This window comes from Latilactobacillus parafuchuensis, assembly GCF_055271665.1.
The window spans coordinates 964,691-986,172 of record NZ_CM143875.1 but is presented as its reverse complement, the minus strand read 5'-3'; the positions used below and the strand labels follow the sequence as shown (position 1 = coordinate 986,172).

At 39.1% G+C, this 21,482-nt stretch carries 19 protein-coding genes; 3 read left to right on the top strand and 16 right to left on the bottom strand.

Annotation, left to right across the window (positions count from 1 at the left end):
- Positions 1-19: 19 nt before the first annotated feature.
- Together ACVPPQ_RS05025 and ACVPPQ_RS05020 are read left to right on the top strand one after the other, a co-directional pair.
- The gene (locus ACVPPQ_RS05025; RefSeq protein WP_463496155.1) at positions 20-1,714 is read left to right on the top strand and encodes an oleate hydratase; all 1,695 of its coding nucleotides are present in this window, start codon (positions 20-22) and stop codon (positions 1,712-1,714) included.
- Between the two features lie 107 nt (positions 1,715-1,821).
- Positions 1,822-2,127 carry a hypothetical protein gene (locus tag ACVPPQ_RS05020; RefSeq protein ID WP_463496154.1) on the top strand — a complete coding sequence of 102 codons (306 nt, stop codon included), beginning with the start codon at positions 1,822-1,824 and terminating at the stop codon, positions 2,125-2,127.
- A 71-nt stretch (positions 2,128-2,198) separates the two neighbouring features.
- Here ACVPPQ_RS05020 and rhuM read toward each other — a convergent pair whose 3' ends face one another.
- The 6 genes from rhuM to ACVPPQ_RS04990 all read right to left on the bottom strand — a co-directional run bounded on the left by rhuM (position 2,199) and on the right by ACVPPQ_RS04990 (position 5,524).
- Positions 2,199-3,188 (bottom strand): RhuM family protein, encoded by a 990-nt coding sequence (gene rhuM / locus ACVPPQ_RS05015; protein WP_463496153.1) that lies wholly within the window; start codon positions 3,186-3,188, stop codon positions 2,199-2,201.
- Positions 3,189-3,350: 162 nt separating this feature from the next.
- Positions 3,351-4,076 carry an SDR family oxidoreductase gene (locus ACVPPQ_RS05010; RefSeq protein ID WP_463496151.1) on the bottom strand — a complete coding sequence of 242 codons (726 nt, stop codon included), beginning with the start codon at positions 4,074-4,076 and terminating at the stop codon, positions 3,351-3,353.
- Entirely contained in the window at positions 4,076-4,300 is a 225-nt protein-coding gene (locus tag ACVPPQ_RS05005) for a DUF2829 domain-containing protein (RefSeq protein WP_463496149.1), read from the bottom strand. Before ACVPPQ_RS05005 ends, ACVPPQ_RS05010 begins: the two co-directional genes overlap by 1 nt.
- Positions 4,301-4,305: 5 nt before the next feature.
- Entirely contained in the window at positions 4,306-4,809 is a 504-nt protein-coding gene (locus tag ACVPPQ_RS05000) for a QueT transporter family protein (protein ID WP_463496147.1), read from the bottom strand.
- 194 nt (positions 4,810-5,003) lie between these two features.
- A complete protein-coding gene (locus ACVPPQ_RS04995; protein WP_463496145.1) occupies positions 5,004-5,324 on the bottom strand; it encodes a DUF898 family protein in 321 nt (106 codons plus the stop codon).
- Between the two features lie 50 nt (positions 5,325-5,374).
- Positions 5,375-5,524 (bottom strand): hypothetical protein, encoded by a 150-nt coding sequence (locus ACVPPQ_RS04990; RefSeq protein ID WP_463496143.1) that lies wholly within the window; start codon positions 5,522-5,524, stop codon positions 5,375-5,377.
- 309 nt (positions 5,525-5,833) lie between these two features.
- On the opposite strand from ACVPPQ_RS04990, the gene dcm reads away from it, so the two are divergent.
- Positions 5,834-7,150, top strand: coding sequence for a DNA (cytosine-5-)-methyltransferase (gene dcm / locus ACVPPQ_RS04985; protein WP_463496142.1), 1,317 nt, complete (start codon positions 5,834-5,836; stop codon positions 7,148-7,150).
- A gap of 57 nt (positions 7,151-7,207) precedes the next feature.
- Here dcm and ACVPPQ_RS04980 read toward each other — a convergent pair whose 3' ends face one another.
- From ACVPPQ_RS04980 to ACVPPQ_RS04935, 10 genes are all read right to left on the bottom strand, one after another.
- Entirely contained in the window at positions 7,208-8,155 is a 948-nt protein-coding gene (locus tag ACVPPQ_RS04980) for a phospholipase D family protein (RefSeq protein ID WP_463496141.1), read from the bottom strand.
- On the bottom strand, positions 8,155-8,838 hold the full coding sequence (locus ACVPPQ_RS04975) for a hypothetical protein (protein ID WP_463496139.1): 684 nt from the start codon (positions 8,836-8,838) through the stop codon (positions 8,155-8,157). Before ACVPPQ_RS04975 ends, ACVPPQ_RS04980 begins: the two co-directional genes overlap by 1 nt.
- Before the next feature lie 12 nt (positions 8,839-8,850).
- A complete protein-coding gene (locus ACVPPQ_RS04970; protein WP_463496138.1) occupies positions 8,851-9,708 on the bottom strand; it encodes a hypothetical protein in 858 nt (285 codons plus the stop codon).
- An 86-nt stretch (positions 9,709-9,794) separates the two neighbouring features.
- Positions 9,795-11,828: a hypothetical protein gene (locus ACVPPQ_RS04965; protein WP_463496136.1), complete on the bottom strand. Its 2,034-nt coding sequence runs from the start codon at positions 11,826-11,828 to the stop codon at positions 9,795-9,797.
- Between the two features lie 14 nt (positions 11,829-11,842).
- A complete protein-coding gene (locus tag ACVPPQ_RS04960; RefSeq protein ID WP_463496135.1) occupies positions 11,843-14,659 on the bottom strand; it encodes a Z1 domain-containing protein in 2,817 nt (938 codons plus the stop codon).
- A gap of 483 nt (positions 14,660-15,142) precedes the next feature.
- Entirely contained in the window at positions 15,143-16,696 is a 1,554-nt protein-coding gene (gene guaA / locus ACVPPQ_RS04955; RefSeq protein ID WP_463496133.1) for a glutamine-hydrolyzing GMP synthase, read from the bottom strand.
- A gap of 134 nt (positions 16,697-16,830) precedes the next feature.
- Positions 16,831-17,760 carry a type I pantothenate kinase gene (gene coaA, locus ACVPPQ_RS04950; protein WP_413476121.1) on the bottom strand — a complete coding sequence of 310 codons (930 nt, stop codon included), beginning with the start codon at positions 17,758-17,760 and terminating at the stop codon, positions 16,831-16,833.
- Positions 17,761-18,145: 385 nt separating this feature from the next.
- On the bottom strand, positions 18,146-20,440 hold the full coding sequence (helD, locus tag ACVPPQ_RS04945) for an RNA polymerase recycling motor HelD (protein ID WP_463496131.1): 2,295 nt from the start codon (positions 20,438-20,440) through the stop codon (positions 18,146-18,148).
- 82 nt (positions 20,441-20,522) lie between these two features.
- Positions 20,523-20,873, bottom strand: a complete 351-nt coding sequence (locus tag ACVPPQ_RS04940) for a fluoride efflux transporter FluC (RefSeq protein WP_463496130.1) — start codon at positions 20,871-20,873, stop codon at positions 20,523-20,525.
- Positions 20,873-21,280, bottom strand: a complete 408-nt coding sequence (locus ACVPPQ_RS04935) for a fluoride efflux transporter FluC (protein ID WP_463496128.1) — start codon at positions 21,278-21,280, stop codon at positions 20,873-20,875. The genes ACVPPQ_RS04940 and ACVPPQ_RS04935 overlap by 1 nt, the downstream gene beginning before the upstream one ends.
- Between the last annotated feature and the right edge of the window lie 202 nt (positions 21,281-21,482).

The window sequence follows — 21,482 nt, the reverse complement described above, 5'->3', positions numbered from 1 at the left end:
TTAACAAGGGGGCTATTCTATGATTAAGAAAAAAGCGATAATGATTGGCGCTGGACTAGCAAATATGGCCGCAGCTGTTTACTTAATTCAAGAAGGTGGTTGGTCAGGCGATGCGATTAAATTCTATTCAATCGATGACCACGGTTCAAACGATGGTTCAACCGTTTCCGACCAAGTCGATGAATATTGGAACCAGAATCATCCACTCGAAAACACGCAAGGGTATGTCGCACGTGGCGGCCGGATGTTAAATTACCGGACCTATGTCGATTTAATGGATTTATTAGACCGCATTCCATCGGCAACTGAACCGAACATGACTGTTGCTGAAGACACCCGCAGTTTCGATGCCCAACACCGGACTTTTGATAAAGCACGCTTACTCGAAGGCAGCAAAGGAATTCTCGAAGCTGGCCATTTAGGTTTCAACACCAAAGACCGGCTCTTGATGACCAAATTGATTATGATGCCCGATTCTGAAGAAGAAAAATTGGACAACGTGTCGATTGCTGATTACTTCAAGGACGATCCACACATGTTCCAAACTAATTTCTGGTATATGTGGGAAACGACTTTTGCCTTCCGGATTCAAAGTTCTGTCCAAGAATTACGGCGTTACATGCATCAAATGATTTACGAATTCACTCAAATCGAACACTTAGTCGGGGTTAACCGGACCCGCTACAACCAATATGAAAGTATCATGTTACCCATCATCAACTATCTCAAGGCGCAAGGTTGCGAAATTGTTTTAAATCGGCGCGTCACTGATATGACCTTCAAAGATACCACGATGACCGATGAAATTACGGTCACTGGTTTGACGATGACCAATCTCGATACCGATGAAGTCGAACACGTCACCGTTGACGACGATACCGCCGTCATCTTCACCAACGGTTCGATTACTGATTCCGCAACCCTCGGCGATTACAACACGCCCGCTGCTGAAAACATGGATTACGGGGCAGCCGCTGGTCTTTGGAAGCAAATCAGTTCTCAATTCTACAACTTAGGCAATTCTGACAAATTCTTCGCTGACCGCAACGCCAGCGAATGGGTCAGCTTCACCTTGACGACTAAAAATCATATTCTCTTAAATGAAATCGAACGAATTACGACCCAAGCACCTGGGAACGCCTTAAACTCATTCCTATCAACGCGCCCAATTACCGCGCTAGGTCATAAAGACGTCAATATGTCGATTGTCGTTCATCACCAACCGCATTTCACTACGCAAAAACCAAACGAAGCCGTTATTTGGGGTTACTTCTTGTATCCACGGCGGACCGGTGAATTTGTCGATAAACCATACATCGAAATGACCGGTAAAGACATGCTTCAAGAATTAATTGGCCAATTAGCCAAAGTCGATCCCGGACCCGTCAATATTCGCGAAAAAGAAGCCGAAATCATGGACAGTGTGATTAATAACATCCCTGTTTACATGCCATACGCTTCAGCACTATTCAACAACCGGGCTAAAATCGATCGGCCAGAAGTCATCCCTGATCACTCAACCAACCTCGCCTTCACTGGTGAATTCGTTGAACAACCTTACCAGATGATTTTCACCGAACAAAGTGCCGTTCGCTCTGGCGAAATTGCCGCGTACCATTTCGCCGGTGTGCCAATGGCTAAATTAGTCGAAACACCACGTTACGATCGCGACATTAAGACCTTGATGCGTGCGACTAAGAAAATGTTTGAATAATAGGTAGTAAGAGCAGTGTCCTGACCGGTAAAACGGACGGGACACTGCTTTTTTTATGCTATACTGAAAAAATAAACACTATCATCAATGATTAGGAGCACCACTTAATGACTCAGAAAATTCTCCGCAATTTCACGTTAACCATCGCTATTTTGACACTATTACTGACACTTTATTCTTTTTTTAATCCCCGCTTTTTCACCGCGGTTTCGGTCTTAATCCCACTAGTGGTGCTGTTGACACTGATTGTCACCCATTGGGATGATCCCGAGACCCACCAAGCAAACAGTTTTGGCCGCCATCTACGACTAACTTTCGCAGTGGCCTACAAACATTTCTCAAAAACAGAATGGCTAATCTTACTACTCGCACTGATTTCACTCGTGGTAAAGATTGGTGAACTGTTTTTCTAACAGTTGATTAACCCTAAAAACCTGGTCATCATTCAGCGAAATGAATGATGACCAGGTTTTTGTGTTGTTAATTAATCCTCTTTTAACTGATGAATCTCATTTTTTAGTGCCTTGAAGTAATCTTCATCAACTTGAGTCACCTCATGATGATTTTTTTGATAATGCTCATACGCCTGATCAACTTTTAAATTAGCCGTTTGCCGACTAACCGCCCCTTTGTTTTTCAAAACATCAGCGCGTTGATAATCTAAATAACGATCAATTTCAGCTTGCCAATCCGCCATCGTCATTGCGGTTTGGGTCTCCGCTTGGTATTCCGCTGTATCAAGATACCCCGAAACAATTAGATTTAGGCGATTTAATTCCTGCTCATTCAAATAGTTCTTCGAAACCTTTAAATCTGATTTTCGTGGATAATGTCCTTGATAATTCGTAAGTCCTAAATCATCCTTTTGCGCATCTAACCTTGAAAAAATTAGTTCTGGTGCCGTTTGACCGGTCACAGCAAACAACATTTTATTTTGAACCGTTTGAAAAAAAGTCTTCGCAACGATATTTGAGCCATCATAATCAACACTGGTTGCAAATATATCGAGCACCTGCTGGTAAAAAAGACGTTCGCTTGACCGAATATCTCGAATCCGTTTTTGTAGTTGTTTGAAGTAGGTCACATTATTGGTTAATTTCTCAGTATCTAAAGCGGCCCCTTCAATTAAATATTCCTTTAAAATCGTCGACGCATACCGCCTAAATTGCGCACCCCTTGCTGACCGTACGCGATAACCAATCGCTAGAATCATATCGAGATTATAGACAATAATTTTCCGTTGAACTTTTCTGTCACCTTCATTTTGAACTGTTAAGTAATCCTTAACAGTTCCAACACTGTCCAGTTCAGCGTCACTTAGAATATTCTTGATGTGTAAGCTAATATTATTTTTAGTCGTCTGAAATAATTCAGCAATTTCAAGTTGTGATAACCAAACTGTCCCATCAGTCAAATGCAGCTCAATTTTTGTTAGACCGTCATCGGTACGATAAAGAATAACGTCGTTACTCATTAAGTTGACTCCTCTCCGATATAGAAAACCACTATTAATTTCGATTATAGCACAAATTAAAGGCCCTTATAAAAAGACCCGCTAACTTGAAAAAACACTTCAAGTCAACAAGTCCACTTAGCATTAGTAGCCGGATTCGACCACTATTCTATAATCTATTTTTTAGATCGTCACATTTTTACCGAGTGCATAACCACCATCAATACTAATGATTTGCCCAGTCATATATTTAGAACTATCGGACGCTAAAAATAAGGTCAGGTCCGCAATTTCAGCCGGTTCGGCATAGCGATTAAAGACCGTTTCTGCCGCTAATTTAACGTTTAGTCCGGTTTCAAAATCGACCTTAGCCATTTCAGTCCGCACTAAACACGGTGCAATCGCGTTGGCCCGAACACCTTGGCGACCATATTCCCAAGCAATCTCTTTCGTTAACCCATTGATCGCGTGTTTGGACGTCGTGTAACTAATGCCCCCACCGCTAGCCGACAACCCTGCATACGAACTCATATTAACAAACACGAGTGGCCGGTTTTGTTGAATTAAATGCTTGGTAATCGTAAAGACCGCGTTCAAATTTGTTTGTAAAATATCCGCGAAATCAGCCTCACTGGTTTCCGTAATTGGCTTAAAATCGTCTAATACGCCAGCAGTATTGCAGATGATATCAACCTCACATTGCTGCATAAACGCGACTAAAGCAGCATGATCACTTAAATCGAGTTTGACTGACGTTAAATGCGCATCAGTCAATTGACTCTCTCGGCGGTCAACACCAATGACCTTGGCGCCTTGTTTTAAAAAGGCCTCCACCTGAGCCTGCCCAATGCCACCGGCTGCCCCAGTCACTAGGACCCGTTTATCTTTTAAATCAGCGTAAACGGCCATTACTCAACGAGCTCCCAATCGTTCGCTAAAACTTCACATGAATTCGGTTGGAACATTGAATAGGCTGGCGTTTCATTCGTCTTGATTAACATGAAGGGATTGATTTCTTGGCCCTGCCACTGTTGGTCCTTGACCTCAAATACAAATTCTTCGGCTTGACTCCAAGAGGTTCTCCGGATTTTTTGACCTTTTTTTAATTGCTTCAATGCGTCACTAAATTCCATTTTAATTACTTCCTTTTTCCATTAATAAAGTCAATGCGCGTCGTTAAAAATTGGATCACCACCGCACCAACGATCATTGATAAAAATTCGCCCACTAAGACCGAGCCAAACGTTAATAAAAATGGCAGCTTACTAATCATCGTCAACTCCAATGACACGAGTAGTACGCCCGGAATCTGACACAGCGTGGCAATCGTGTAACGCGTTAAATTATTCGTCGTCTTACGCGTTAATAAATACGTTGAAACCGTCCCAATTGCCGTTCCTAAAGTGCCAACCAAGACATCGACAATGCCCAAGGGACTAAACAGATTAACCATTAGACAACCCAATATGAGTGCATAAATATAGCGCTTGTTAAAAGCCGCCAAATGATTAAACATCTCGGCAAACCTTAACTGCACAACGCCAAAGCTAAGCGGGGCGAATACTAACGAAATAACGACGTATAGCCCCGCAACAATTGCGGGGAGGGTAATATTATAACTCTTACTTTTTTCAGTTCTCATCATTAAAGACCACCTAGTTTTTTTTAGAGGCAGGAAGTTTCGAACTGCCTTATTTCATCCGTTACCGATAGACGATAAGGACTCGTTAAGTGTAGCCATGTTTTAAAGAAAAAGCAACCTGTAATTATAAAAAATTCTATTGTCAAAAAGGCCCCATCAACTTGAACAATCATTCAAGTTGACGGGGCCTTATACTAATTGACAAACGATGTATTCTTGGCTTTCCAGTCTTCGAGTTTAATCCCAACCCAGAAACTGTAGATGCCGATAGTAATGATTGATAACAACAGCCATTTAATCCAATTTCCAAATAGACCGACTGCGCTACCGCTAAAATGCAGCCGATGACCTTCAATCACCGTATGGTTAATCTTCCAACCGTAGACCAGGCAAAGCGCCCACGGGTAACAAATCCCCAACGTACAAACAGTAATGATCGTGCCGATAATTGTCCAACCAATCAATGACAACAACCCACCGTCGAAAAAAGAATCCCGCCCAAAACGTGTTTCCAAAAAATCACTCCTCAAACATTAAATACAGTAAAACGCTATTTCAATTAATTTTATTGCCAATATTGTACCGCAGAGTAAGCCTTGCTACGTTGTAATTCTTCAACTTCTCGTTCACTAATCATACTATTCTCTGCCATTTTACGAGTATAGTCGAATTTAGAATTCTTTAAAACAAGTAACACATCGGCATGATTTTTCATCCGAGAATATTCAGTTTTAGTAACAAGCAGTTTATTACCTATCAAATTTTCGTTGCCACAAAAAAGTATTAATAGATGGATATTTAATCCTTAAACTATCAATTAACATTTGATAATTAGTATTATTTCTAATTAACCAGTTCGCTTTCAATACTAAAAGTAGTAATTATATATAGTTCACCTCAACCACAGACTCTTGAAAAATGTTATAATAATCCTCATTGTGTATCTTATACGATACAAAAAGAACGCACGTTTGTCTTTCGCAAGTAAACCTGCTATTATTATAATAGATTGGAGGGTGTCCATATGGTATTAAGAGTGATCGAAACTTTTTCAGGAATCGGCGCACAAGCTAAGGCACTCCAAAACGTCCAGAACAGAATCCCCGGCTACGAATATAACATAGTTGCAACAGTAGAATGGGAGATTGGTGCCATTTACGCCTATGACATTATTCATAACGGCCAACAAGATCTGTCTATGTATGACGATCTAACAAAAGATGATCTCGTAGATCGACTTAGTCTGTATAATTTAAGTTCGGATGGGAAAAATCCAATTTCTAAAGATTTAACGGGTCGTAAATATACTTTAAAACGAATGAGTTTAGAAAAGCTTAAGGGCATCTACCACAGCATCAAGAACAACAATAACCTTGTTGATATTTCATCCGTCCATGCTGCTGACCTACCCGAAGCAGATATGTTAACTTATTCATTTCCCTGTCAGGACCTTTCTATTAGTTCTTACTGGCATAAGAATTTCTCTGGTATCGATCGTGATGCTCACAATAGATCTGGGTTATTATGGGAAATTGAACGTATTTTAAAAGAATATAATAATCAAGGACTTAATAAACCAAGATTTCTACTAATGGAAAATGTGACTGCTATCAAGAGTCCTAGAAATGTTGATAATTTTAATATGTGGCAAGAAGAATTAGAAAAATTAGGCTATAAAAGTTATAACGATCTTGATCTAAATGCCAAAAATTTTGGAATTCCACAAAATAGAGTTAGAACCTACATGCTTAGCGTACTCATTGAAGATCAACCAAAGTCTTGGAATAAAATCCATGAATTTTTGGACAATCGAAAAAATAACCTTCATCAAGTTAAAGATAACCCTGATATTTCAGGATTTCTTCGATTAAACTACAAGGAACGCCCCGAGTACTTACAAGAAGCTATCGACAGCACTCCTAATTGGACGCCATCAAGAGAAGCCATCTATAACGACTCTGTTAAATTAGCTCGCGGGAAAAAAGTATTAGGTCCAATTGCAAAAACTATCACGACAAAGCAAGATAGAAATCCAAATGCTGGAATTGTAATACACAGATTAAAGCTAGAAGGTAACAAAGCACCCTATCGTAACCTAACCCCGCGGGAAACATTCCTTTTGATGGGATTTGATGAAAAAGATTTTGATAGTTTAATTCAAAATAATATGAACGTCACTAAAAGTCGCTCAATGTTAAGCCACTCCAAATTACTTAAACTCTCCGGAAACAGCATCGTCGTAAATGTCCTTGAAGAAATATTTACACAAACATACAAAATAGATAATCTATTTTTTAAGAACATTCATCATCTTGATATACCACAACGTAAAATTATTTAATTCCCGCACACAAAGGAGGCGCAATCTGAAAACAGATTGTGCCTCCTTTGTGTGACCTTAAAAATGAATAGTGTAAGTTTCATCACCGTTATCCTCTAACGATAAATGTTGTTTACCATATCTTAGAAGATCAGAATACTCTATCATTTTTTCCTGTGAAATACCCAACTTACTTGTAATATAGGCTTTAATATCCTGTTCAAAATACAATCTTCTAGATTTCCGTTCATCAACATAGGCTGTAAGAAAATAACTTTCATCTGTTTTAAAAGTTATTTTCTTCCCCGGTTTAAAAATAGCTGTAAATGGTGCATTGTTGGACGCTGTTAAATAAGGCTTCTTCTGATTAATACCGGCTTGCTGCGGCTTATCATTTTCAAAAAGGACCGGTATTTCAAAAACATAGTATATTTTTTTTGAACCTTTAGTAAATTTATTTTTTGCTCTTTTATTTTTACCTTGTTTAACTGTGATACTCTCTTTTATTTGAATATCGTCCTCGTCAATTTCTTCTTCAACCTTCATAGTTTCATCGTCATAAATATTAATATCTTGCTCTACTGATTTATCGGTACATAGCTTAGACTGTTTTTTCTGTCGTTCAAAAATAGTAACTGATTCGATTAACGTCTCACTCATTGATTCATGCCAATTTAAAAAGCCATTTTCCGTAAAATTAGCTGAACCATTGAACGAAATCATCCTTGAATCTGCATACATAAAACTAAGCAATTTAATGTGCGTAACTGGCTCATTAATTTGATAAAAAACATTTAAATTATTGTACTTTACCATCAATGCTTTAAAACCGATATGATTCCGTCGGCTAATTCCTTGAGGTGTCATTCCTAAATATAAGTCTATATTGAGTTCTGGAAATTCAGTTATAACCCGCTTTAAGAACGTCGCTGATCCATACCCTGAAATAATATATATTTTAACTGCAGTTCTAGCATTATTTAAGATTATATTTTGGTATAGCGCTGCATCATAAAACTTCTCCATCACATTTCACCAACAACTGCACTATACAATTCTTCTACGTAACCCTCTAGTTCACCCTCAGCCAATTCAGGAGACATTGTTCTAGTTTTTGCATTGTTTAAAATCATAACATGTCGAAAAGCCATTCGATCTGTCTTACCCTCGTACTGTTTCATAATTTCTCTGTACAGCGGAATATTATAACCAAGTGTACTAATTCGATCTACCAATTGCATAATCGTATCCGTAGAATTATCTTTTAAAATGAAGATTGTTTTTTCTGGTGTTCCTTGCCAACCAAGATGAATATACCAATAAATCGTCTTGAGCCAGATTCGCCGGGTCTTCTTATAAAAATAATCTTCCTTCATCCCTTGTCTGATGTAAACAAGGTCTGGAACAACTTTTAATGATAAGAATCGCCAAATGTTATCATCAGTTGCCATTCGATTTGTTAACCCTTTTGAATTAAGAAACTTATACATCTCTAGCCCAAAGTACAAATCAATTATATATTTCTTATGCTCAATTCCATTACTTAAATTATGTTCAGAGTATACCTTTTCCCACAATTTCAATAATTCTTGACGTAATTCCTGGAATTCACTTTGAACAGAGAATAGACCATCCTTTATTGAATCGATATCTATTGCATCAAAATCTTTTTGTGCGTGATTTAGATCATAGTTTGGAAATGAAATCATCATTAAAACTCCCTAAAATTTATCTTCGTTCATTCGAATTGAATTTGAAATACTTACTGCATCAAACTCACTCTTACTTGTCCGAATATTAAATGATTTTACCCAGTACCATATCATTTTAGCAACCGTTCCATTCTCAGCATCCTCAAAATCGGCTATATCATAGCCTTCAATTTGTAATGCTTGTTGAATAATCATAGTCATTACTTGAATCAGAATTTCTTTCATGATATATCGATCTGCATTTATCTTGGGATCAACAAGCCCATTAAATCTCGGATGTGCACTATTGAGCTTTAAAATAACACTAGACTCATCTAACGTATCAATCATTGGATCACTCCATTGAATGTCCAAATTCCACAATGGTCCTCCCGGACAATCAATTTCAACAATCGGAAATATCGATCCGTTGCCATCAACAATAAATTGATAGGTCAGTAATGGGTCTGTCGTCATATGGGTACCGATAATTCCGGCTTGTCCATCTAAACGAACTCTTGCTTCCTCTAAATAAATAAAAAATTCAATCGAGAACCTTCCTCGTAGTGATCCTTTATGAAATTTTTTTTCAAATTCAATAACACACTCACTATCCTGATTAGGAATACTACCAATTTTACCAGTTTCTTGAAATCCAGATGTTTTTGAAGCCATTGTATAGCCTACTGCTAGTTTATTGGTGCTAGCTGTTACACCAGAATATCCAAAAAGCCCACTAGGTTTCTTAAAACTAAACTCCATACTTAGTATTAAATCATTGTCTTCCGGACTCCAACGAGGTTCAAATTCATTAATCACAATTGGATCTGAAATTGTAGCCGAACTAATATCAATTTCATATTCCTCGTTGTCTCGACTTGTATACATCATCTGCAGAGGAGTTTTTTTGTAACCCACCGTTCGTTGTAACGTCTTTGTTATAACCGCGTATAACGGAACTATATGAGCATTCACTACTTATTCCCCTCCTTAGTAGTTTTATTCCTAATATGGATACTTGGTTGTATGCTAAAATCTCTTACCTTTATAACTAATGCGCCATTAATCGTTACATTATTATCTAAATTATTGGTAATTTTTAATTCACTGTGCATACCATCCGGCACTTCTTTAATTACTACCATATTAGCCGTTTCCATAATACCACTATCAGTCTCACTGATTGTTGAACCACTAAATTCAAACGGAAATGGTACAACGCCTTCTAATTGGCTATTCCATTTTTCCTCGTTCATCAATCCATCATTTGTTAGTACTTCAATTGTAATTATATCATTGGAACATTTTGTTAATAACGCTTCATACTCTACACGTAATTGTTCACTACTAAGTCTTACAACGTTCACAATCTTTATATCACTTTGTTGAGATGCATGTGAAGCGCCCGACTTGGTATCATCCCCATCGCTACCGTTACTATCATCAGTAAGTGATCCAGTTTTTCCCCAACCAGATGGTGGCAATATTGATTGTCCAACTTGACGCGACAGGTTCGAAGTTCTCGAACTCATTGTGTTTTGCTCATTTTGATTAACAACTTCTCGTAATGAGCCTGAAATCCGATCCCGGATTCTTTTGATTAGGGTAATATTAGTTTTATCTTTCCACTCAGCATGATCTGCATTTTCAGTATCTCTCAAATAATCTTCCAATACATTATAGCCATTCTTATTGTAATCCGAATGAAGTTTAGCCGAACTAATAGGAACAAAAAAAGCTAATAAATAAGTATTATCTGGAATATTTACTTTTTGCATCCACGGCGATGCATCATTAACATATTCAACAACCATACCTGGCTTACGACTATATGCAATAATTCCTTGGCCCTGTTGTCCATCATCATCATTTTCAACACCTGCATACTGACTAGGGGTTAAATCCCGATCACTACCTACTAAATGGAGTTCTTCAAAGGAAACCTGTGTAAACGCCACTCGTCCCAATACTTCAGTTGTACTAGTGAGTGCTCTTCTCAAACCAGTTATTTCTTTAACTTCTATATCAGACTTAACTGATTCCCCTGTTAAAGCACTATCATATAGCCTTCTAAAAATTCTAAAAGTCTGCTCAAACTCCGCTGGCTGTGCATAATCACCATTTACAGAAACGGTTAACTCAGAATTGCCAGTTTCTTGATAATATTTATTATTTAATATGCGCGGCCCATACCATCTCTGTACCGCTAATTTTAATGAAGTGTTAAGCTCAGTTGCGTACCATGGAATTTTTTCATCATCTGTACTTCTGTCATTTGTTAACTTATCTCTATCAATATACGGAATAATGATCGTTGTCCCAGTTTCATCATCCACATATGGTTCAACACCTAAATCCGAAATAATAGCTTTAATCTGTGTTGCGTCCACAATTGGATGTGTCCCTAAACCATCAAAATTATTCTCTCCCCACCATGCAAGACCCATCTTTGAATCCAGTAATGGATTCTCATCAGCTGGATTTTCAATTAGCGACCCCGCTAAACGTTCTTGGTAGGTTCCATCAGCTAGTTTCACCCGTGTATAGTAAATAACAATACCTGCACCAACTCTAAAATAGCTTGTTTTTCCTAGTCCCCATGAACCACCAGCACCTTGTTCATCTTGATTCATCGAAAGTCCATAAACTAATTTATAGAATTTACTTTGTTTCAGTTCTGCATCATTATCTGTTCGAATGTCAATGGACCCACTCAAACCGGATGTATTCTTATCCTTTAAAACTAAAGCAAGTTGCTCACCAGGATATCTTTTCATTAATTCAAATTCAACTTCTTCAAAATGATGCGCTACAGCAGCACTATTAAATTCATTCGTCTGTATTTCAACAATTGTCTCATCAGTATCTTTACTCGTTGCGTCTAAACTATTTTGAAGGGCCTCACGAATCACAATATCAGCATAAGGCATATTCTCATTTTGTAGACTTCGCAAAATACCTTTGCCATCTTGGGCCATTAAACTACGTGGTAACTTGTATATTTGCATTCTAGTCTCCTAATTTATTCGTCTTGATCTAAATCTTCTGAAATTTCAGGACGCTTAATCCGTATTTTTGTAACATGTTCTTTACCATTACTATTTGGATTTAACTGACTTGGAATTAATAAATTCATTCCGATAATATCTTCTGAAAACTCTAAATCCTGACGTTTAGTATTTTCTTTAGCTTTTGAATCCTTATCAATCCGATAGATAACTAATAATGGGGTTTTCCCATAGTCATTCTCATATCGAATTCTCCGCATAACATGTTGTTGAGCTAATCTTTCAGATTCCCTCAATTGATCGTTTAACTCACGCGTAGTCAAATTCAAATCTGCGTATAAATCCACTGGCGTACGTAGCGCACCGATACTTACCAACCCTTCAGAGCTTTTCATTTTGGCTGTACGGGTAATTGCTCGAGGTGCATATCCCTCGATGTTCCAATCCGATGTTGGGCTGGCATTTGGGATCTCTTTAGTTGAACTAAACACAACATCCCAACCAGTGAAACTATTGGGATCAGACTCTGCAATATCTGTATACCATTTTAAAAGCCCTCTAATATTATTAAAAGTAGTATCTTCTTCTGCAAAATTGAAGTCCTCTAAGTATTCACATATCTTTTCAAATGGAACATCAGTCCAATTTAAATAGCCTCGACCGGCGCTGCTACTATTAAAATTATCCAAATCATTCAGAAATTGACTCGTTAGATTAATATTTGATTTTAAAATCTCAGTATCGTCTTTAAAGAGAACTGTTTGTTTATTAAAACCGGTAAAATCAACTTCTGCTTCTTCAGCACTCTGCATCTTATTACTTGCCGTCACTCTTAAAAATTGCAATGATGGTGAGTAATTCACTTTTGGTCGATAATCTTCTGGTGAAAAAGTTCCCCGTTCTGACATTTCAATGATTTCTTCCCGTAGATCATCCACCATTTGACTCATAAAATCAAACCGTTCTTTAATAATATTCGTTAACCATACACGCGGAAATATTTCATACTTTTGCCGATAACCAAACCAACGTCCCATTTGCATGAGAGTGTCCGCTTGGCTCGTTGCTCTAGTAAAGTAAGATGTAATTAAACCACTGAGTGTTAATCCTCTCGATAGCGTATTGCCTCCGATAACAATAAACATCGGTACAAACTCTGCCTTGCCCTTTTCAGGATAGATCAAGCGTAACTGCTCATCCCTTTTCACTTGAGGACTACTGTTATCTACAACCATATGAAATCCACGATGATAGTGTAACTCACCATTATCATCAATTTTAACTGTAGAAACATAGTGATCTTTATCGTCCAACACACGTTGAACTTCTTCACGAACATCTTCCCATTTGGGGTAAACTGGTACAATTTTTGGATTAGAATATTTCGGCATACCATCTAAAAAATTATTCCGTTTGAAATCTAATCTTTCTCGCCGATATATTTCTTCAAGATGGTTAACGTACTCATGCTTATTTCGTGCTCTTTCCAATAAATATTTCTCTACCGAATTTCTAATATTTTCATGATCAATCTTTTTTTGACTAGTATGAATCAACATTGATGTCGGCTTTTTAAAATTTAAAACTCTCAATGCACATGAAGCAACGAAATACCAATCCAACGCATCTTTAAATGAGTTTGGGATTTCATCCATTTCGCCTTTTTGAATATCTTTAATAGCAAGAACGTCATCATCTGGTATAGATGAAATAATATCTACTGCACTATTTGTTTCCGGTTGTTCTAAGCCAAATATCTGTTTTGGTCCAATATAATCATCTGACGGTGTCAACTGAACAATAAAATCCCTTGGATATAGCGATTCCTCACCAACCTCATTTAAAATATTTGCAAATGGTGTCGCTGTATAACTAACATAATTAACAGCCCGTAATTTTTTATCTTGAAATCCATTTACAATATCCAACATATGCTGATTAATTTGTGTCCGATTAATTTCGTCATCCTCATCAAAATTAATCGACTTAGTGTTGATACTTCCTTGGTCAGCTTCATCATCAATAATTAAAACTTTAAGTCCAGCACGTGCTGATTTGGACTTATATAACCATTGCTTCAGTTGTTTCATTCTTACTGTATTCTTCAAACAAACTGTAAAATATCTTTGCTTACTATCCTTACTAAGTTCTATATTAGACCATTTATGCTCTGGTGCTTTTTCTGCAGAACTCGGATTAGCAATTCGATTCCAAGATAAATTGGTCCCGGGAATATTTAAATCATCATACATTCTATCCTCAGTTTGTTTTCTTAAATTATCAATAATCCCTGAGAAAATAATAAAATAGTTAAATCCTAAGTCGGCTGCCATCGAAATAAGTCCAGCCATATTTGCTGTTTTGCCTGACTGAACATTCCCCACCACTAATCCTTTTACAGCACGTCCACTATGATTTTCATCATTTTCAATATACGTATTGGAATCTAGCTGTTGGAGAATTGTATGTACAGACTTTTGAATTTCGTTCACTGATGTTTCAGAAAAACCATTGTTACGTAATTTTTCCCGATAGTTTACCCACTGTGAACCGGATCTTGTCGGTACCTTCGCATCATTACCTGAGTGACGCGTTAATTTTGTTAAAGATGTCTTCTTTTCGATAGACTCCATATAATCAACAAGCTCATTCCAATTCTGTAGCGAGATTTCCCCATCAAACTTTCCACGTTTACGTAATATTTTAAGTCCCATTGCTAATTCATCTGGGGTTTCATAAGTATTATGAATATCCTTCCATTCGCTACCTTGTGATCTTTGATCTCTTATTGAATCTCTAAATTCTTCATACATTACATTAGAATAATCCATTATTAGCCACCTATCCTATCTTTAGGTTTTTGTGTCTATATCACTTTCATTATAGTAAAAGTGCAGTGCATTTCATAGAGCATACAGCTTAGAATTACTACTTTTATCAATCAGTCCGATTCCATAATTGACACCGCTTATTTTTAGTTATAGAACTTACATTGTATTAATATCTAATTTTTACTCATATGGTTGGATTTTGAACCTATATTATAGAATAGTAGGCAATAACTTTTTAAGTCGCTTTTCTACTCATTTCCAATATCCTTGAACCCATCAAAAGATCAATATGGAAGTAGTTACTTAATGATCAGGAATCAAAAAAATCCCTAGCTTAAATTTTTATCTGATCTCTAATTATCCATCAATAATCCCTATATTTATTAATTATATAGTCCCATACTCACTACAATTTAGATGATTTAAAATACAAAAAACGTCTGCCATCTCTTGTATAAGAGTATAACAGACGTTTATTTTAATTTATTCCCACTCTACCGTAGCTGGTGGCTTGCTCGTTATATCATACACGATGCGATTGACGTGATCGACTTCGTTGACGATGCGGACTGAAACTTTTTGTAAGACGTCCCAAGGTAATCTTGAGAAGTCCGCAGTCATGCCATCAATTGAGTTGACGGCGCGAATGCCGACGGTGTAATCGTAAGTGCGACCATCACCCATGACGCCGACACTGCGGATGCCAGGTAAGACGGTGAAATATTGCCAAACTTCTTTGTCGAGGCCAGCTAAAGCGAATTCTTCGCGAAGAATGAAATCGCTATCGCGGACAATCTTCAACTTGTCTTCAGTGACTGCACCGAGGACCCGAATCCCAAGACCAGGGCCTGGGAATGGTTGGCGCCAAACAAGTGGATGTGGCATGCCTAATTTTTCACCTAATTCACGAACTTCATCTTTAAATAACGTCTTTAAAGGTTCGATTAAGCTAAATTGCATGTCGTCTGGTAAACCACCGACGTTATGATGTGATTTGATGGTCGTGGCAGTACTCGTTCCACTTTCGATGATATCGGTATACAAAGTCCCTTGGGCTAAGAAATCAATCCCGTTTAACTTCGTCGCTTCTTCATCGAAAACTTGGATAAATTCGTTACCAATAATCTTACGTTTCTTTTCAGGATCAGAAACGCCCTCTAATTTAGTCATGAAACGTTCACGCGCATCGACTTGAATGATATTCAAACCGAATTTGCCGCCTAAACTAGTCATGACGTCTTCAACTTCGCCTTTACGGAGTAAACCGTGATCAACGAAGATGCTGACTAATTGATCGCCAATCGCGCGGTGTAACAAGACACCAACGACTGATGAATCAACGCCACCTGATAAACCAAGCAAGACTTTTTTGTCACCGACCGTTTCGCGAATCTGAGCGATTTGCATGTCGATGAAATCAGACATTGTCCAGTTGTTTTCAGCACCACAAACGTTGAAGGCAAAATTCTTCAGAATTTCGTTCCCAAATTGCGTGTTTTGAACTTCAGTATGAAATTGAATGCCGTAAATCTGTTTAGCTCGGTTTTCAATGGCTGTAAATGGCGTGTTATCACTTTCAGCAACGGTGACGAAACCGGCTGGAATTGACGTTACTTTATCGCCATGACTCATCCAAACGGTTTGTTTTTCAGGAAGACCCTTGAACAAATCGCTGTCTTTGTCGGTCACGGTGATTTCAGCTTTACCGTATTCACGTTCAGTTGACGCTTCAACGCTGCCGCCATTTTTATAACTGATCAATTGCATCCCGTAACAAATTCCGAGAATTGGAATCCCTAATTCAAAAATTCCAGGATCCACTGAAAAAGCACCATCATCATAGACGCTCATTGGGCCGCCTGAGAAAACAATCCCTTTAGGGGCGATCTTCTTGATTTCTGCTGCGGTTGTCGTATTAGGCATCAATTCTGAGAAGATACCAAATTCACGAATCCGACGGGTAATCAGTTGATTATACTGACTACCGTAATCCAAGACGATAATTTTATCAAAATCTTGCATGTCTGTTTGGGCCAAACCACTCACTCCTTTTTTATAAAAGCTGCATACTACTAAAGCTAATTAATTATTTATATTGTATTTATTTTACTGATAGTTTATGAAAACGTCAATGGATTGACAACATTACTTTGAAAAATCTCATTCTAAGATCAATATTTCCGTAGAAATACCTTGTCAATCACGTGATGTTTCGTTTTATGCAAAATAACATCGGCCCGATTGCGGGTCGGTAAAATATAATCGTTCAGATTACGCAGGTTAATATCGCGCCAAACCCGTCGCGCCATTTTAAAGGCGCTGGCCCGGTCACTAATCGCGTACGGATAATAATAATTGGTCGGATCATCCTTGGCCAAATCGAGTAACAGATCAAAGCGTTCCAAAAACCACTTTTCAATCAACGTCGGTTGCGCATCGACGTAGACCGAGAAATCGAAGAAATCGCTGATGTAAATTTGTTCGGTCGACGGCAACTGTAAAACGTTGATGCCTTCGACAATCAAGATATCCGGATCATCAATCACGTCGAATTCATCGGGCACGATATCGTAAATCTGGTGTGAATACTGGGGTGCTTTGACCGGCCCGATATTATTCTTGACTTCATTCATGAAATTAATCAGTTTTGGCATATCATAACTTTCGGGGAAGCCTTTTTTATCCAGAATCCCCTTTTGTTTGAGAACGGTGGTTGGGTACAAGAAGCCATCGGTCGTCATCATCTGGACCTTTTTATCCGGATAGACCCGGCTCAATAGTAATTGTAATAAACGGGCCGTCGTACTCTTGCCGACAGCGACACTGCCGGCAATCCCGATGACAAAGGGTGTCTTGTGTGATTGAATATTCAGAAATGTTGATTTCTGGGTTTGTTGTTGTTGGAATTGATCAAAATTAATTTGTAATAAATGACGGAGTGGAATGTAGATATCGCTGACGTCGGCCAGTGAGATTCGATCGTTCAAACCACTGATCTGTTGCAATTCGGCAGCGGTCACGTCGGTAAATTCTTGGCCGTGACCATGAAACGTCTGCCATTCATCCCGCGAGATTTCGTAATAATTCATCTCGTTTTTCATGCTGGTTATCCTCCTGGAAATTAACTAAGTGCTAAACGTTTTCATTCTACCATAGTTCGGCCAAAATCAACGCGAAAATCCCGAAAAAACAACGATTTGTCACTTTTATCTGTAAAAGACAAGCTGCGCCAGAAGGCATCAGTCTCTGTTCAAATCAAAATAACTGATTATCCTTATTTCGGGATAATCAGTTATTTCAACTCGATAGGCAATTGATAACGTGCTTTATGAGTTGCAACAACTCAACACACTTACTTCTTTAACGTGCCAACACCCACTGATTCCTGTGCTTAGCAACGTTTCGTAAACAAGCCCATAAACCGGACTTATTCACGAAACTAGGCTAATGCTCAGAATCAAACCGTAGCTGTGGGCACTCAGTCGTCTAATCACGATTCACGGTGTATAAATCAGCACTAACCGTTTCTAAGAGTGGTGATAGTTCATCAGTTGCGAGCAACGTTAAGCGATGCATCGCCCGTGAACAAATCGTATACAGCAATTGACGTTGATCTTCGTGGTTATAATTAGCGGCACTAATTTGCCAACCAATAATCGCATCGAATTCCAAGCCTTTCGCTAAGAAGCTAGGGACAACCAAGGTGCCAACCGCTAAGCGTTGATTTTCGGAACGAATCAACGTGACTTGCGTACCGGCCGCCTTGAGTTGTTCAGTCAACGCCTGGGCTTGTTCCAAGGTCTTGGCGATAATCGCCGTCGTCAACTGTTCAGCCGTGTTGGCCGCTACTTGGCGCTGCACGTCCGCCACTAAATCAGCTTCTTGTTGACGCACAATTAAGTTTGGTTTGTCGCCAACCCGGTTGAAGGCTTCAATTTTTTGACCACCCTTTAGGAGACCCTTGGTGAAGTCGGTGACTTGTTGCGTCGAACGGTATGACCGGGTTAATTGAACGACTTTGGTATTTTGCGCGTCGAACAGTTGTTGGACCTGTTGTAAGAGGTTCGAGCTATTACCTTTGGTGAAAATGGCTTGGTTTAAATCCCCTAATAGGGTGAACCGCGCTTTCGGGAAGTGGAGTTTCAAGAACGCCAATTCGTACGGCGTATAGTCTTGAATTTCATCGATAAAGACGAAACGCATGTCGCGTTCGCCGTGTTTACCGGTCATTAAATCATAGAGATGCAGATATGGCGTGACGTCAGCCAAGGTGATCTTTTTGGCCTTTAATTGGTCCAAAAATTTGGTGACGTGAGCTTGCCAATCGGCTTCAGTTAAACCAAAATCAGCTAACTTAACTAATTGAGGCACGACCCGCATAAATTGGACGTATTGGGCTTGGATGCTCAAGAAACGGTTGCGTTGAATTGATTTTTGTAATGGTTTGAAGGCCTTTAAAACGATTTGCTTGGCGATGTATTGGTTCTCATCCCCACCGGTTTTAAAGTCTTTGCCGGCCATCAATTCGCGTAATTCTTCATCGCTGAGATTTTCAGCCCGTTCAGCCACCCATTCGGCTTTGGTTTCGTGACTCATCTTATGGCTCAAACTCCGCAACAGTTTTTCTTTGGTCCCGTCTAAGCGATTGCCGAGATGGTAATTCTCGTTGAAGCTATAGTAAACTTCGGCAATTTTTTCTTTCGTAATGATTGGCCGACCGCTAACTTTCAAATCCCGAAAACGCATGCCTTCGGTTTCCAAAAAACGCGCGTATTTCTTAACGGCTTTGTAGAAGACTAAGCTTTCTTTCAACCGGCTAATCCGACCGTCCGTTTCTGAAATCGGTGTTTCGAATTGGTCAAATAAACTTTGTACATCAAGGTTCGGTAAACGCCGTGCGACGTATTGGAAATAGGTCATCTGAATCATATTTTGTTCGCCTAATTCAGGTAATACATCGGCGATATAATCGTTAAATAATTGGTTTGGTGAGAACATGATGACTTGGCTTGAATCCAAGTTACCGCGATACCGGTATAACAAGAAGGCAATTCGTTGGAGAATCGCAGACGTTTTCCCGGAACCAGCGGCGCCTTGAACAAATAAGAGGTCGGCATCAGTATTACGGATAATCTGATTTTGTTCGCGTTGAATCGTGGTCACAATCGTCTTCATCTGCGTATCAGACTTTTCACCCAGGACTTCGAGCAACATTTGATCGCCAATCGTTTCTTGCGTATCAAATAACGCCTTAATCTGGCCGTCTTCGATTAAGAATTGGCGTTTCAGCGAAATGTTGACGTCTTGCGGACCGTCTGGTGTTTGGTAAGTGACATCGCCCGTCCGACCTTCATAATAAATCGATGAAATCGGTGCCCGCCAATCATAGATTAAGAAATGATCATCGCTGTCCGTAAATGAACCCAAACCGATGTAGATTGATTCCGATTTTGGTTCGCCTTTTTCTTTAAAATCAATCCGCGCGAAATAAGGCGTCTTTTCCATTTTCTGTAAAGTCGCTAATTGGCGGGAAGATTGTTGCCAAGAATGATTTCGTTCTTGTAGCATTTGCCGTTGTTGTTCAATTGAGACGGCAGTTTCGGTCATCGCTGAATCATTATTAAAATTAAGGCGAACATCATTAAAGAAGTTTTCGTTAATTTCTTGTTCTTCCGATTTAGCGCGTTTAACCGCACCCTCAAAATGCTTTTCAGCCGTTTTGACCAGGGCCACAATTTCGTTTAAACGGCTTTGTTCTAATGATTTTTGTACGTCAGTCAAAGCAAATGCCTCCAAATTTCTAAATAAACAGTTTAAATAGTTTAACACTTATTTCACAAGAGTGCGAGTAAAACCACTCGTTTTATGGTTGGCCGATTAAATAGCCTGCCGCGGCAACCAAAATTCCCAAACCATAAGTTAATCCTAAATAGCCAAAGAAAATATGATAGCGCTGGCGGAACCACAATTGACTCAACTCGCTATTGAACGTTGAAAACGTCGTATAGCCGCCAAGCATACCGACTCCGAAAAAAGTCGTCAATGGTGACCCCAGTTGCGCGGCGGTCAACCAGCCGAGTGCAAAACTCCCGGTTAAGTTAATCAAAAACGTAATTAATGGAAATTCGCTAGCAATCTGAGTGCCGACTCTAGTTAATTGATAGCGTAGAATCGCCCCAATTGCCGCACCACAGCCGACTAATAGAATCGTCATCATTTGACCACCTGCACTTCGCCGTGCTTAGCAAGCAGCTTAACGGCCCAATAATCGGCTAATAAACTGCAAGCGACCCCACCAATCAGGCTAATACCGAGATACCAACCAAAAGCGGCCAGTTGGTGATTTTGCAATAACCGCAACGCGTCAACGCTAAACGATGAAAAAGTCGTAAACGCCCCAAAAAAACCGGTCCCGATGGCTAACGCTAATTGGTCGTTCAAATGATAATGGACGATGACATAACGCATTAAAAACGGCAGACAAAACGCCCCGATTAAATTGACCGCTAACGTCCCGTACGGAAAACCACCGCTGGAGTTGAAGCCCAAGCCGATTAAATAGCGGCTAATGCCACCCAAAAAAGCAAACAACCCAATGGCACAACTTTCTTTAATTTTCATCTGTCCGACCCCGTTTTCCAAAATATCGTACCTTCCATTCTAGCATGTTAATTTCATTTGTAAATTGACCCAAAGGACGACCTTTAATTTCTCAGCTAACTAGTATGTGCTTCTAAACAACTTATTAGGTGTTGAAAGGCTTTTGATCATGGAAAACCGCGCATGAGTCATCGTCTTAATCACGCCGCGTGGTGACCCCCAA